General features: G+C 74.3%; 11 protein-coding genes and 1 riboswitch. Of the genes, 10 read left to right on the forward strand and 1 reads right to left on the reverse strand.

The features are described 5' to 3' along the window. Positions 1 to 60: 60 nt before the first annotated feature. The 7 genes from ACGF1Z_RS08545 to ACGF1Z_RS08575 all read left to right on the forward strand — a co-directional run bounded on the left by ACGF1Z_RS08545 (position 61) and on the right by ACGF1Z_RS08575 (position 8,256). Complete coding sequence (locus ACGF1Z_RS08545; RefSeq protein WP_393001374.1) at positions 61 to 1,113, forward strand: MBL fold metallo-hydrolase; 1,053 nt, start codon at positions 61 to 63, stop codon at positions 1,111 to 1,113. Between the two features lie 208 nt (positions 1,114 to 1,321). Continuing rightward, positions 1,322 to 1,396: riboswitch (cobalamin riboswitch) on the forward strand. A 94-nt stretch (positions 1,397 to 1,490) separates the two neighbouring features. Beyond that, positions 1,491 to 2,744, forward strand: a complete 1,254-nt coding sequence (locus tag ACGF1Z_RS08550; RefSeq protein WP_393001376.1) for a prenyltransferase/squalene oxidase repeat-containing protein — start codon at positions 1,491 to 1,493, stop codon at positions 2,742 to 2,744. Then, a complete protein-coding gene (locus ACGF1Z_RS08555) occupies positions 2,741 to 3,469 on the forward strand; it encodes an SCO2322 family protein (RefSeq protein WP_393001378.1) in 729 nt (242 codons plus the stop codon). The genes ACGF1Z_RS08550 and ACGF1Z_RS08555 overlap by 4 nt, the downstream gene beginning before the upstream one ends. Next, a complete protein-coding gene (locus ACGF1Z_RS08560) occupies positions 3,466 to 4,758 on the forward strand; it encodes an energy-coupling factor transporter transmembrane component T (RefSeq protein ID WP_393001380.1) in 1,293 nt (430 codons plus the stop codon). The genes ACGF1Z_RS08555 and ACGF1Z_RS08560 overlap by 4 nt, the downstream gene beginning before the upstream one ends. After that, entirely contained in the window at positions 4,755 to 6,707 is a 1,953-nt protein-coding gene (locus ACGF1Z_RS08565; protein ID WP_393001382.1) for an ABC transporter ATP-binding protein, read from the forward strand. Before ACGF1Z_RS08560 ends, ACGF1Z_RS08565 begins: the two co-directional genes overlap by 4 nt. Further along, positions 6,704 to 7,567, forward strand: coding sequence for an ECF transporter S component (locus ACGF1Z_RS08570; RefSeq protein ID WP_393001384.1), 864 nt, complete (start codon positions 6,704 to 6,706; stop codon positions 7,565 to 7,567). Before ACGF1Z_RS08565 ends, ACGF1Z_RS08570 begins: the two co-directional genes overlap by 4 nt. A 287-nt stretch (positions 7,568 to 7,854) precedes the next feature. After that, positions 7,855 to 8,256 carry a transglycosylase SLT domain-containing protein gene (locus tag ACGF1Z_RS08575; RefSeq protein ID WP_393001386.1) on the forward strand — a complete coding sequence of 134 codons (402 nt, stop codon included), beginning with the start codon at positions 7,855 to 7,857 and terminating at the stop codon, positions 8,254 to 8,256. Positions 8,257 to 8,569: 313 nt separating this feature from the next. On the opposite strand, the gene ACGF1Z_RS08580 is transcribed toward ACGF1Z_RS08575, so the two are convergent. Continuing rightward, entirely contained in the window at positions 8,570 to 9,739 is a 1,170-nt protein-coding gene (locus ACGF1Z_RS08580) for a steroid 3-ketoacyl-CoA thiolase (RefSeq protein ID WP_393001388.1), read from the reverse strand. Between the two features lie 228 nt (positions 9,740 to 9,967). Between ACGF1Z_RS08580 and ACGF1Z_RS08585 the strand changes: the two genes are divergently transcribed. From ACGF1Z_RS08585 to ACGF1Z_RS08595, 3 genes are all read left to right on the forward strand, one after another. Then, positions 9,968 to 11,212: a cytochrome P450 gene (locus ACGF1Z_RS08585; protein ID WP_393001390.1), complete on the forward strand. Its 1,245-nt coding sequence runs from the start codon at positions 9,968 to 9,970 to the stop codon at positions 11,210 to 11,212. A 231-nt stretch (positions 11,213 to 11,443) separates the two neighbouring features. Beyond that, positions 11,444 to 12,559 (forward strand): DUF2330 domain-containing protein, encoded by a 1,116-nt coding sequence (locus ACGF1Z_RS08590; RefSeq protein ID WP_393001392.1) that lies wholly within the window; start codon positions 11,444 to 11,446, stop codon positions 12,557 to 12,559. Then, the gene (locus ACGF1Z_RS08595; protein ID WP_393001394.1) at positions 12,556 to 13,230 is read left to right on the forward strand and encodes an O-methyltransferase; all 675 of its coding nucleotides are present in this window, start codon (positions 12,556 to 12,558) and stop codon (positions 13,228 to 13,230) included. The genes ACGF1Z_RS08590 and ACGF1Z_RS08595 overlap by 4 nt, the downstream gene beginning before the upstream one ends. The last annotated feature ends 119 nt before the right edge of the window (positions 13,231 to 13,349 follow it).

Here is a 13,349-nt window from a genome sequence, read left to right on the forward strand (position 1 = left end):
TACGTCAGTTCTCGTTATAGTGGGCTGCGGCCGTACCGGTACGCAGAGACGAGGGCGCTCATGACGCAGCTGACCGAGACGGTGACCGAGCACGGCGGAGGCGTCTGGTCCCTGCGCGTCCCCATCCCCGACAACCCCCTCGGGCACACCCTGGTCCACGTCCTCGACACCGACCGCGGCCCCGTCCTCGTCGACACCGGCTGGGACGACCCCGCCTCCTGGGCGGAACTCACCGCCGGTCTGGGCGTGCTGGGCATCGGCGCGCGGGACGTGCACGGGGTGGTCGTCACCCACCACCACCCCGACCACCACGGCCTCTCCGGCCGGGTGCGGGAGGAGTCCGGCGCCTGGATCGCCATGCACGCCGCCGACATCGCCGTCGTCCGCCGCACCCGCGAGGCCGAACCCGGCACCTGGCTCGATTACCTGGCCCGCAAGCTCGCCGCCGTCGGCGCCCCCGACGAGCACACCGCCCCGCTGCTCGCCGCGCGCGCCGCCGGCGGGCGGATGCGGACCCTGCCCGGCCTCCGCTCCGCCCTGCCCGACCGCGAGATCGTGCCCGGCGAACGCCTCGACCTGGCCGGCCGTCGCCTGCGCGCCGTGTGGACCCCCGGCCACACCCCCGGCCACGTCTGCCTCCACCTGGAGGAGGAACACCCGGCCGGGCTGCCCGGACACGGCCGGCTCTTCTCCGGCGACCACCTGCTGCCCGGGATCAGCCCGCACATCGGCCTGTACGAGGACCCCGACGACTCCACCGTCACCGACCCCCTCGGCGACTACCTGGACTCCCTCGAACGCATCGGCCGGCTCGGCGTCGCCGAGGTGCTCCCCGCCCACCAGCACGCCTTCGCGGACGCGGCCGGCCGCGTCCGCGCGCTCCTCGCCCACCACGAGGAGCGCCTCGCCGGACTGCTCGGCCTGCTCGCGACCCCGCTCACCCCGTGGCAGCTCGCCGAACGGATGGAGTGGAACCGCCCCTGGGACCGCATCCCGCACGGCTCCCGCAGCATCGCCGTCAGCGAGGCCGAGGCGCACGTCCGCCGCCTGGTGAAGCTGGGCCGCGTGGAGCCGGTGGCGGGGACGGACCCGGTGACGTACGTGGCGGTGTGACGCGGACGGACCGGGCATCGGTCGTCCCCGGCACCCAGGGCGGGCGGCGGCCCGTGGCGCACGGGCGGCGTGCGGGGGGCTTCGTGGCGGGGCGCGGGGGCGCCGGTCGGGGGCGCCGTGCCCCTGCGCCGGCGCCCGGTGTGACGTACGGCTCCGGGAGGCGCGAGAGGCCGGCCGGTAGACTCGGCGGTCGTCGTCATGCCCGTACAGGGGGAAGCCGGTGGGAATCCGGCACTGACCCGCAGCCGTGAGCCGCCCTCCAGGGTGGCGAGTCGGAATGCCCGGTACGGGACGTGAGCGCCGGCACCGTCGAGGAATACGGCGCCGGAGGCTGGCCCCCCGGGGTGCCGGTGTCCGGTGCCCGCAGAGAGGGACCCATGATCAGCGTTCGCCGCGCCGCCGCCGCACTCGCGGCCGGTGCCGTGCTCAGCACCACCGCCGTCGGAGTGGCCGCCGCCGCGCCCTCGCCGACCCCCTCGCCCGCCAAGATCCCGGCCGGGCTCTACGGCACCACGGACCCGACCTACGACGGCGTCTGGCGCCAGTCGCTGGCCTTCCTCGCCCAGCGGAGCTCCGGCATCCAGCCCGCGGACCGGTCCGTCGACTGGCTGCTCGGCCAGCAGTGCGCGAACGGCGCCTTCGCCTCGTACCGCGCCGACCCCGCCAAGGCCTGCGACGCCAGGACCATGCTCGACAGCAACGCCACCGCCGTCGCCGTGCAGGCGCTCGCCGCCGTCGAGCGCCAGTCCGCCGACCCGGCGCAGGTCGCCAAGGTCGCGAGGGCCGGCGCGGCCTGGCTCAAGAGCGTGCAGAACAAGGACGGCGGCTGGAGCTACGTCCCGGGCGGCCCCAGCGACGCCAACTCGACCTCCATCGTCGTCAGCGCACTCGTCGTCGCCGGCCAGCGGCCCGCCGACGTGCGGTCCTCGGCCGGCAAGAACCCGTACGACGCGCTGCTCACCTTCGCGCTGCCCTGCACCGAGAAGGACGGCGGCGCGGGCGCCTTCGCCTACCAGCCCGACAAGACCGGCAAGCTCCTCGCCAACGCCGACGCCACCGCCGCCGCGACCCTCGCCGGGCTCGGCAAGGGCATCACCGCCCGCGGCGCGCAGCCCGAGCAGCCGCCGACCTGCACCGACCTGCCCAAGCCGAGCGCCGAGCGGGCCGCCCTCAACGGCGCCTCCTACCTCGCCGCGCAGCTCGCCAAGACCGGCCACCTCACCACCCCGCCGATGCCCGGCGCCGCCGAGACCGCCGAGCTGCCCGACTACGGCAACACCGCCGACGCGGTCGTGGCGCTCGCCGCCGCCGGGGCGAAGAAGGAGGCCACCGGCGCGCTCACCTGGCTGGAGAACCACTCCGCCGACTGGGCCAGGTCCAGCGGCCCCGCGGCCTACGCCCAGCTGGTGTTCGCGGCGCACGCCATGGACACCGACCCGCGCAGCTTCGGCAAGACCGATCTCCTGGAGCAGCTGAACGCCACCGGCCCCGCCCCCAAGGCGCCCGACAACTCGCAGGCCTCCGCCGGTGCCGACGACGACGAGTCCGGCTTCGACGTGTGGTGGATCATCGGCATCGGCATGGTCGTCGGCGTCGGCATCGGCTTCCTCCTGAGCGGCCGCAAGAAGTGAGCCCGCTGCGCAGGCCGACGGGCGGGCGCGCGTCGGGCAGGCTCGCCGCGGGCCTGGGCGCCGTGTTCCTGGCGCTCGCCGTGGCGGCGCCGGCCGAGGCCGCGGGCTACCGCTACTGGTCCTTCTGGGAGAACCAGGGCAGGGAGTGGGGTTACGCCACCCAGGGCCCGGCGACCGCCCGGCCCGCCGACGGCGACGTCATCGGCTTCCGCTTCGCGGTCAGCAAGGACTCCAGCGACGCGAGCCGGCCCACCACCGCACCGGACTTCGCCGCGGTCTGCAAGGACGTGGAGAAGAAGGACGGGACGAAGCGGGTCGCGGTCGTCGTCGACTTCGGCGGCCCGACGGACGCCCCGCCCGGCGAGAACCCGCCGCAGCCGGTGCTCAGGACCGGCTGCCCCGAGCTGCGCGAGGACGCCACCGCCGCCGAGGCGCTCGCGGCGGTCGCCAAGCCGCTGCGCTACGACGGCAACGCGCTGCTGTGCGGGATCGCGGGCTACCCGGCGAAGGGCTGCGGCGAGCAGGTCGCCCTGCCGGAGGAGCAGCCGGGCGGCACGGCGAAGCCGTCCGCGTCGGCCGCCTCCGGCACGGGCACGGATGCGGGCACCGCCTCGGGCGCCGGATCCGGCTCCGGCGGCCCGTCCGCGGGTCTCGTCGTGGGCGGCGCCGCGGTGGTGCTCCTCGGGACGGCCGGCGTCGTGCGGGCCCGTCGTCGTCGCGGATGACGACCGAGCACGGACCGACGCCGGGGACCGGGCCGTACGGGCGTGACGTGAGGACGGTACGGGCCGGCGCGACTCACCCGCCGTGCCGGACGGCCGGACGCGGCGAGCTGCCCGGACGCCCCGCCGCCGCCCGCCGTCCCGCACCTCTTCGTACGCCCCCTCGCGCACCTCTTTCCACGCCTCTTCGCACGCCTCTTCGCGCGCCCGAGGCGAGCCGTTCCAACGCCCTGCACCCCGGGGCCTGGTGGCTGTGGGCACTGGGACTGGCCGTGGCCGCCTCCCGCACCACCAACCCCCTGCTCCTGGGTCTCGTCATCGGCGTCGCGGGCTACGTCGTCGCGGCCCGCCGTACCGACGCTCCCTGGGCCCGCTCGTACGGCGCGTTCGTGAAACTCGGCCTCTTCGTGGTCGCGCTGCGCATGGTCTTCTCGCTGCTGCTCGGCTCGCCGATCCCCGGCTTCCACGTGCTCTTCACGCTGCCCGAGGCACCGCTGCCCGACTGGACGCAGGGCATCCGGATCGGCGGTCGCGTCACCGCCGAGCAGCTGGTCTTCGCGCTGTACGACGGGCTGAAGCTGGCCACGCTCCTCATCTGCGTCGGCGCGGCGAACGCCCTCGCCAACCCGGCGCGGCTGCTCAAGTCACTGCCGGGCGCGCTGTACGAGGCCGGGGTCGCGGTCGTCGTCGCGATGACCTTCGCGCCGAACCTGGTCGCCGACGTGGTGCGCCTGCGCACCGCCCGCCGGCTCCGCGGCCGCCCCACGGGAGGGGTGCGGGCACTGCTCCAGATCGGCCTGCCGGTCCTGGAAGGGGCCCTGGAACGTTCGGTGGCGGTGGCCGCGTCGATGGACGCGCGCGGATACGGCCGTACGGCACAGGTGCCGCCGGCGGTACGGCGCACGACCGGTGTCCTGACGCTCGGCGGGCTGCTCGGGGTGTGCGCCGGGTCGTACGGGCTGCTCGCCGCCGAGGGCTCGGGGTACGGGCTGCCGCTGCTGGCGGCCGGCCTCCTGACGGCCGTCGCCGGGCTGCGGCTGGGCGGCCGGCGGACGGTGCGCACCCGCTACCGGCCGGACCGGTGGGGCGTGCGGGCGTGGCTGGTCGCCGGCTCGGGAGTCGCGGTCGCCGTCCTGGTGATCGTGACGGGCGCGGCCGTGCCCGGGGCGATGCACCCCGGGGTCGTCCCCCTGGAGGCGCCCGAGCTGCCGGTGTGGCCGGCCGTGTCCGTGCTGCTGGGCCTGCTTCCGGCCTTCGTGGCCCCCGTACCCAAGGAGAGTCCGCGCCCGTGATCCGCTTCGAGAACGTGTCGGTGACCTACGACGGCGAGGCCGGGCCCACGCTGAAGGACCTCGACCTGACCGTGCCCGAGGGCGAGCTGGTGCTGCTCGTGGGGCCGTCCGGTGTCGGCAAGTCGACCCTGCTCGGTGCCGTGTCCGGACTCGTCCCGCACTTCACGGGCGGCACCCTGCGCGGCCGGGTCACCGTCGACGGGCGGGACACGCGCAGCCACCCGCCGCGCGAGCTCGCCGACCTGGTGGGCACGGTGGGGCAGGACCCCCTGGCCCACTTCGTCACCGACACGGTCGAGGACGAACTCGCGTACGGCATGGAGTCCCTGGGCCTCGCGCCCTCCGTGATGCGCCGCCGGGTCGAGGAGACGCTGGACCTGCTCGGCCTCGCCGAGCTTCGCGACCGCCCGATCGCGACGCTGTCCGGCGGCCAGCAGCAGCGCGTCGCGATCGGCTCGGTCCTCACGCCGCACCCCAAGGTCCTCGTCCTCGACGAGCCGACGTCGGCGCTCGACCCCTCGGCGGCCGAGGACGTCCTCGCCGTGCTGCAGCGCCTGGTCCACGACCTGGGCACGACGGTCCTCATGGCCGAGCACCGTCTGGAGCGCGTGGTCCAGTACGCGGACCAGGTCCTCCTGCTGCCGGAGGGCACGATGGGCCCGCCCGGCGACATGATGGCCGTCTCCCCCGTCCACCCCCCGGTGGTCGCCCTGGGCCGGCTGGCCGGCTGGCGCCCCCTCCCCCTGACGGTCCGCGACGCCCGCCGCGCGGCGGCCCCCCTGAGGCAACGCCTCGCCGCCCGGGCCCCGGGGGCCACCGACGCGCCGGACGCCGACGCCTCCGCCTCGGGGCCCGGAGCCACCTCCGCCTCGGGGGCCGCAGTCGCCCCCGCGCCGGACGCCGAAGCCCCCGCCTCGGGGCGCGGAGCCACCTCCGCGCCGGACGCCGAAGCCACCTCCGCCTCGGGGGCCGCCGGCCTCGCCGTCGCTGCCGCGTCCGCCCGGAGGGCCGTGGGCGCCGCTTCCGACGCCCCGTGCGCCGAGGCGGCCACGGGCCCGGCGGCCGATGACGCGCCCCTCCGGGGTCCGGGACCGGGCCCGGGGGACGGGACGCGGCGGAGCCGGGGGCCCTTCCGGCTCCGCCGGCGCCGCCGCCCCGGCGGACCCGCGCCCGCGGAAGCCCCCGCCGCCCCCCTCGTCCACACCGAGCGCCTCGCCGTCCGCCGCGGGCGGGTCGAGGCGCTGCGGCGCGTCGACCTGCGGGTCGGGGCCGGGGAGACCGTCGCGCTCATGGGACGCAACGGCGCGGGGAAGTCGACGCTGCTCGGCACGCTCGTCGGCATGATCGCGCCCACGTCCGGCACCGTCCGCGTCGCCGGTCTCGTGCCCCACACCACGGACCCGCGCACGCTGATCCGGCAGGTGGGGCTGGTCCCGCAGGAGCCGCGGGACCTGCTGTACGCGGACACCGTCGCGGCCGAGTGCGCCGCGGCGGACGCCGACGCCGGGGCCGCGCCGGGCAGCTGCCGGGCGCTGGTGTCGGAGCTGCTCCCGGGGGTCGCGGACGGGACCCATCCGCGCGACCTGTCGGAGGGGCAGCGGCTCGCGCTCGCGCTCGCCGTCGTCCTCACCGCCCGCCCGCCGCTGCTCCTGCTGGACGAGCCGACCCGGGGTCTCGACTACGCGGCGAAGGCCCGTCTGGTCACGCACCTGCGCCGTCTCGCCGCCGACGGGCACGCCATCGTGCTCGCCACGCACGACGTGGAGCTGGCCGCCGAGCTCGCGCACCGTGTGGTGATCGTCGCGGGCGGTGAGGTCGTCGCGGACGGCCCGACGGCCGAGGTCGTCGTGTCCTCGCCGGCCTTCTCCCCCCAGGTCGCCAAGATCCTGGCGCCGGAGCCCTGGCTCACCGTCGAACAGGTGGAGAGCGTCCTGGCGGGTGCGCGGTGAGGGCGGCCGGCAGGCCGATCCGGCTCGGTCCCCGCTCCGTCGCCGCTCTCGTCCTGGTCTCCGCCGTCGGGCTCGTCGCCATCGGCTGGCCCCTGTTCGCGGACGCCGGTTCCGCGCTGACCGACCACGCCGCCGACGCGCCGTGGTTCTTCGCCCTCCTGCTGCCCCTTCTCATCGCCGTCGTCGTGGCGACGATCGCCGACTGCGGCATGGACGCGAAGGCGGTGGCGATGCTGGGGGTGCTGGCCGCCGTGGGGGCGGCGCTGCGGCCGCTGGGGGCGGGGACGGCCGGCCTGGAGCCGATGTTCTTCCTGATGGTGCTCAGCGGGCGGGTCCTCGGGCCGGGCTTCGGCTTCGTGCTGGGCGCGGTGACGATGTTCGCGTCCGCGCTGCTCACGGGCGGCGTCGGGCCGTGGATGCCGACGCAGATGCTGGCGATGGGCTGGTTCGCGATGGGCGCCGGGCTGCTGCCGCAGGGCGTGCGGGGCCGGGCCGAGCTGCTGATGCTGTCGGCGTACGGCTTCGTGGCGGCGTTCGCGTACGGCACGGTCACCAATCTGTACGGCTGGGTCACCGTCGGCGGGATCGGCGAGGGGATCTCCTTCCGGCCCGGGGAGCCGGCGCACGAGAACCTGGTGCGCTTCCTCGCCTTCGTGGCCGCCACCTCGCTCGGCTGGGACCTGGGCCGCGCCGTCCTCACGGTCGTCCTCACCCTGACCGTCGGCGGCGCCCTCCTGAAGGCGCTCCGGCGGGCGACCCGGCGGGCGAACTTCGAGGCCCAGGTCACATTCGACCCCCCGGAGAGGGGCCTCCGGGGTGAGGCGCCTCATAGGACCCAGGTCACTTACGAAGCGAAATAGGAGACCGGACGAGCCGGTCAAATCACCCCATACGCCGACTTGACCTGCGGAAACGGGCGGGGGACCGGGAGCGGGACCTCCGGGCCCGGTCCGAACCCTCCTCGTACAGGGGGTCGTTGCATCGCCCCGCCGGGCCTGTTTGTCTGGTGGACGTCGCCAGGCAGCCGGTGCTCAGCGCAGCACCACGGCAGGCCGGTTCCCCCCAGTTCCCGGGACTCCCGGGCTCTGGTTCCGGCATGCCGAAACCGCCTGGCGCGACCTTTGCCCCCGACGTTAGGTATGACGCTTTGTTCCGCTCGATCGCCACTCGTGTCAACTCCCGCAAGAAGACCTTCGCCGTCTCCGCCGCCGTGCTCCTCGGCGCCTCCGGCGCGGTGCTGGGCTCGACGGGTTCGGCCTCGGCCGCCACGGAGCAGGAGATCGCCCGCCAGATCGTCCCGCCGGCGCAGTTCGCCTCCTTCAGCAAGATCGTCGAGCACGAGTCCGGCTGGAACCACACCGCCACCAACTCCTCCAGCGGCGCCTACGGCCTCGTCCAGGCCCTGCCGGGCTCGAAGATGGCCTCGGCCGGTTCCGACTGGAAGACGAACCCCGCCACGCAGATCAAGTGGGGTCTCGACTACATGAACGAGCGCTACGGCTCCCCGAACGACGCCTGGGCCTTCTGGCAGACCCACGGCTGGTACTGAGCCGAACCCTGCCGCACGGCCGGCCCGCGCATCCGCAGACCTCGCAAGGCCCCGCCCTCCTCTCGGAGGGGCGGGGCCTGCGGCGTCTCCGGACGACCGCGCGGCGCTCCGGGCGCTCTCACGGCACTCCCGGACGCTCTCGCGGCGCTGCCCGGGCATCCTCGCAGTGCTCACGGACGGCCCGCGCCGTCTCCGGACGACCCGCACCACGCCCGGGCGGCCCGCACCGCTCCCCGGCGGCCTCCCGCACCGCCTTCGCGCGCGCGAGCCCTCCCGGATCCGGGAGAGAGACCCTGGAACCGCTAGGTGATCGTCAGAGTCGCTGGATGATCGTCCCGGTCGCCAGCGCACCGCCCGCGCACATCGTGATCAGCGCGAACTCCCTGTCCGTGCGCTCCAGCTCGTGCAGGGCCGTGGCGATCAGCCGGACGCCGGTCGCGCCGACGGGGTGGCCGAGGGCGATGGCGCCACCGTTGACGTTGACCTTCTCCAGGTCCTGGTCGAAGACCTGCGCCCAGCTGAGCACGACCGACGCGAAGGCCTCGTTGATCTCCACGAGGTCGATGTCCCTGAGCGACATGCCGGCCTTGCCGAGCACGGCGCGGGTCGCGTCGATGGGCCCGTCGAGGTGGTAGTGCGGGTCGGCGCCGACCAGCGCCTGGGCGACGATCCGGGCCCTGGGCCGCAGCTTCAGGGCGCGCGCCATGCGCTTGGAGGCCCACATGAGGGCGGCGGCGCCGTCGGAGATCTGCGAGGAGTTGCCGGCGGTGTGGATCGCGGTCGGCATGACCGGCTTGAGCCGGGCCAGCGCCTCCATGCTGGTGTCGCGCAGCCCCTCGTCGCGGTCCACGAGCCGCCACATGCCCTGCCCGGCGGCCTGCTCCTCCTCGGTCGTCGGGACCTGGACGGCGAAGGTCTCGCGCTTGAAGCGCTCCTCGGACCAGGCGACGGCGGCGCGCTCCTGGGAGAGCAGGCCGAGGGAGTCGACCCGTTCGCGGGTGAGACCGCGGTTGCGGGCGATCCGCTCGGCGGCCTCGAACTGGTTGGGCAGGTCGACGTTCCACTCGTCGGGGAAGGGCTTGCCCGGTCCGTGTTTGGAGCCGGAGCCGAGCGGCACCCGGGACATGGCCTCGACGCCGCAGGAGATGCCGACGTCGATGACGCCGGCGGCGACCATGTTGGCCACCATGTGACTGGCCTGCTGCGAGGATCCGCACTGGCAGTCGACGGTGGTGGCGGCGGTCTCGTAGGGGAGGCCCATGGTGAGCCAGGCGGTGCGGGCGGGGTTCATGGACTGCTCGCCGGCGTGGGTGACCGTACCGCCGACGATCTGCTCGACGCAGTCGGCGTGGATGCCGGTGCGGCCGAGGAGTTCACGGTAGGTCTCGCCGAGGAGGTAGGCGGGGTGGAGATTGGCGAGGGCGCCTCCGCGCCTGCCGATGGGAGTGCGTACGGCTTCGACGATGACGGGTTCCGCGGCCATGAGCTCGTCCTCTCCTCGCCCGGCGGGGGTGTCCCGGCACCCTTGCCGGTCGACGTCACGTGGAACTAGTACGCGTTCTAGTTCTGAGTGCAGTCTTATGACTGCTACCGCCGGTACGCAAGGGTCGGGGACGCAACAGTTCCCGCCGTGCGCCTTGCTACTTGTAGAACTCGTTACTACCTTTCCCGGCATCTTCTGATGGGCCATCAGATATGGAGTGTGTTGCCGATGCCCTGCCCCCATGTCTCCGAAGGGTTCGACGCCACCGACCCCGACCTGCTCCAGAGTCGCGTCCCCCATCCGGAGTTCGCGCAGCTGCGGCAGACCGCCCCCGTCTGGTGGTGTCCCCAGCCCCCCGGCCTCACCGGCTTCGACGACGGGGGCTACTGGGCGGTGACCCGCCACGCCGACGTCAAGTACGTCTCCACCCACCCCGAGTTGTTCTCCTCCAACGAGAACACCGCCGTCATCCGCTTCAACGAACACATCACCCGGGACCAGATCGAGGTCCAGAAGCTCATCATGCTCAACATGGACCCGCCCGAACACACCCGGGTCCGCCAGATCGTGCAGCGCGGCTTCACCCCGCGCGCCATCCGCGGCCTGGAGACCGTCCTGCGCGACCGCGCCCGCGCCATCGTCGCGGAGGCCAAGGAGGCCACGGCACAGGACGGCGCCTTCGACTTCGTCACCAAGGTCGCCGTCGAACTCCCCCTCCAGGCCATCGCCGAACTCATCGGCGTACCGCAGGAGGACCGCGCCCGCATCTTCGACTGGTCGAACAAGATGGTCGCGTACGACGACCCCGAGTACGCCATCACCGAGGAGATCGGCGCCGAGGCCGCCATGGAGCTCATCGGCTACTCGATGAACCTCGCCGCCGCCCGCAAGAAGTGCCCCGCCCAGGACATCGTGAGTCAGTTGGTCGCCGCCGAGGGCCAGGGCAACCTCTCCTCCGACGAGTTCGGCTTCTTCGTCCTGCTGCTCGCCGTCGCCGGCAACGAGACCACCCGCAACGCCATCAGCCACGGCATGCACGCCTTCCTCACCCATCCCGACCAGTGGGAGCTGTACAAGCGGGAGCGGCCCGCGACCGCCGCCGAGGAGATCGTGCGCTGGGCCACCCCGGTGGTCTCCTTCCAGCGGACCGCCACCCAGGACACCGAACTCGGCGGCCAGAAGATCCGCAAGGGCGACCGCATCGGCCTCTTCTACTCCTCCGCCAACAACGACCCCGAGGTCTTCGAGAACCCCGAGACCTTCGACATCACCCGCGACCCCAACCCGCACCTCGGCTTCGGCGGCGGCGGACCGCACTTCTGCCTCGGCAAGTCCCTCGCCGTCAAGGAGATCGAGCTGATCTTCGAGGCACTCGCCGACGAACTGCCCGACCTCACCCTGGCGGGCGACCCACGCCGACTGCGCGCGGCCTGGCTCAACGGCATCAAGGAACTCCAGGTCAGAGCGCGCTGAACCCGAGGAGGCCGGGGGCACTGCTCCCCCGCCCACACCCCGCCTCCCACCCGGACGCCGGGACGCCGGGACGCCGGGAGGCCCGGACGCCGGGACGCCCGGACGCCGGGACGCCGGGACGCCGGGACGCCCGGCGCCCCTGCGCCCCGGCGCCCGGCAGCCCCACGCACGGAGCTCCGGCACGGGGCGCCCAGGGGGAACCGGGCACTCCTCTTGCGCGTCCGAGCAGGCATGCGGGGGACACACAGACTTCTCACGACGATCGCCGCGCTGCTCGCGCTCCAGCTGGGCTCACTCGTCGCACCGGCCTACGCCTGCGGCTGCGGCGCCATGGTCACCGACAGGATGGCGCGGATCGGCGTCGACCGGGAGACCTCGGCCGTGCACTGGGACGAGCGCACGGGCACCGAGCAGATCGTCATGCGTTTCACCGTCCACGGCGACGCCGACCGGGCCGCCTGGATCATGCCGGTGCCGCACCGGGCGGACGTCACCCTCGGCGACCCCGCACTCTTCGAGGAGCTCGAACGGCTCAGCGCTCCCGAACACCGGGACCGCGACCACTTCTGGCCGCGCGGTGACGACTGGCCGTTCGCCGACGACGACACGGACGGCGCCGCCGCGGCCCCGGGCAGGGCCGGCTCCGGCGTCGGCGTCGTCGGCCGCGAACGGCTCGGCCCCTTCGACGTCGCCCGCCTCACCGCCACCGACCCGACGGCCCTCAGCACCTGGCTGCACCGCAACGGCTTCGAGCTCTCCGACCGGCTGTCCACCGAACTGCGCCCGTACGTCGAGCGGAAGTGGGAGTACGTCGCCGTCCGCCTCGCCCCCGAGAAGGCCGGCGAGAAGCTGTACGGAGCCCTCGACCCGCTGCGGATCGCCTTCGCCAACGACCGGCCCGTCTACCCGATGCGACTCTCCCGGCTCGCCCGGACCCCGCAGTCCCTCGGCCTCTTCGTGCTCGCCGGGCACCGGATGGAACCGCGCGGCAGCATCGGCGGCGACCGGCCCGAGGTGCTCTTCGCCGGCACGGTCGACCGGCCGTCCGGCGCCCTCGCCGAACTCGCGGGAACGGGCCGGGTGTTCCTTACATCCGTCGACCAGTCCTTCCCCGAGCCCGCCCGCATCGACGGCGACCACGAACTCGTCCGGGCATCCGCCGACACCCCGTACCGCGAGATCGTCTGGCACGACCGGCTGTGGACGGTCGGCGAGATCCCGGTCTGGCTGATCACCGTGGCCGGCGGCCTGCTGCTCCTGACGGCGGGCACCCTCGCCGCGATCCGGACACGGCGCGCCGCGGCGCGGGAGCGGCGCGTGCGGGCCGGTGTACGTTCGGCTCCATGAGCAACGACCACGCCCAATGGACCACCGTCGACCGCTACTTCACCGACCTGCTCGCCCCGGCCGACGACGCGCTCACCGCCGCGCTCGCCGACTCCACGGCGGCCGGACTGCCCGAGATCGCCGTCGCCCCCAACCAGGGCAAGCTGCTCCATCTGCTCGTCGCGACGCAGGGCGCGCGGAACGTCCTGGAGATCGGCACCCTCGGCGGCTACAGCACGATCTGGCTGGCCCGCGCACTGCCCGCCGACGGCCGTCTGATCACGCTGGAGTACGACCCGAAGCACGCGGACGTCGCCCGCGGCAACCTCGCCCGCGCCGGGCTCGACAAGATCGTCGAGGTACGCGTCGGCGCCGCCCTGGACACCCTGCCGCTCCTGGAGCAGGAGGGCGCGGGCCCGTTCGACTTCGTCTTCATCGACGCGGACAAGGTCAACAACCCGCACTACGTCTCCTGGGCCCTGAAGCTCTCCCGGCCCGGCGCCCTCATCGTGGTCGACAACGTCGGACGCGCGGGCAAGGTGGCCACACCGCACCCGGAAGACCCGGCGGTCACCGGCACCCGCGAGATGGTCGAACTGGTCGCCCGCGAACCGCGCCTGGACGCCACGGCCTTCCAGGTCGTCGGCACGAAGGGCTACGACGGCCTGCTGATCGCCCGCGTACGCAGCTGACCCACCCCCGCGAGCGGGACGGACCCGGAAGGGGCGGCCGAGCCACGGCCGCCTCCCGGCCCGTCCCCGGCGGCGCTCCCGTACCGGTCATCAACGAGTGGGCCAAGCCACTCACACGC

It is taken from the genome of Streptomyces sp. NPDC048018 (assembly GCF_043202995.1).
In the GTDB taxonomy this organism is placed as follows: domain Bacteria; phylum Actinomycetota; class Actinomycetes; order Streptomycetales; family Streptomycetaceae; genus Streptomyces.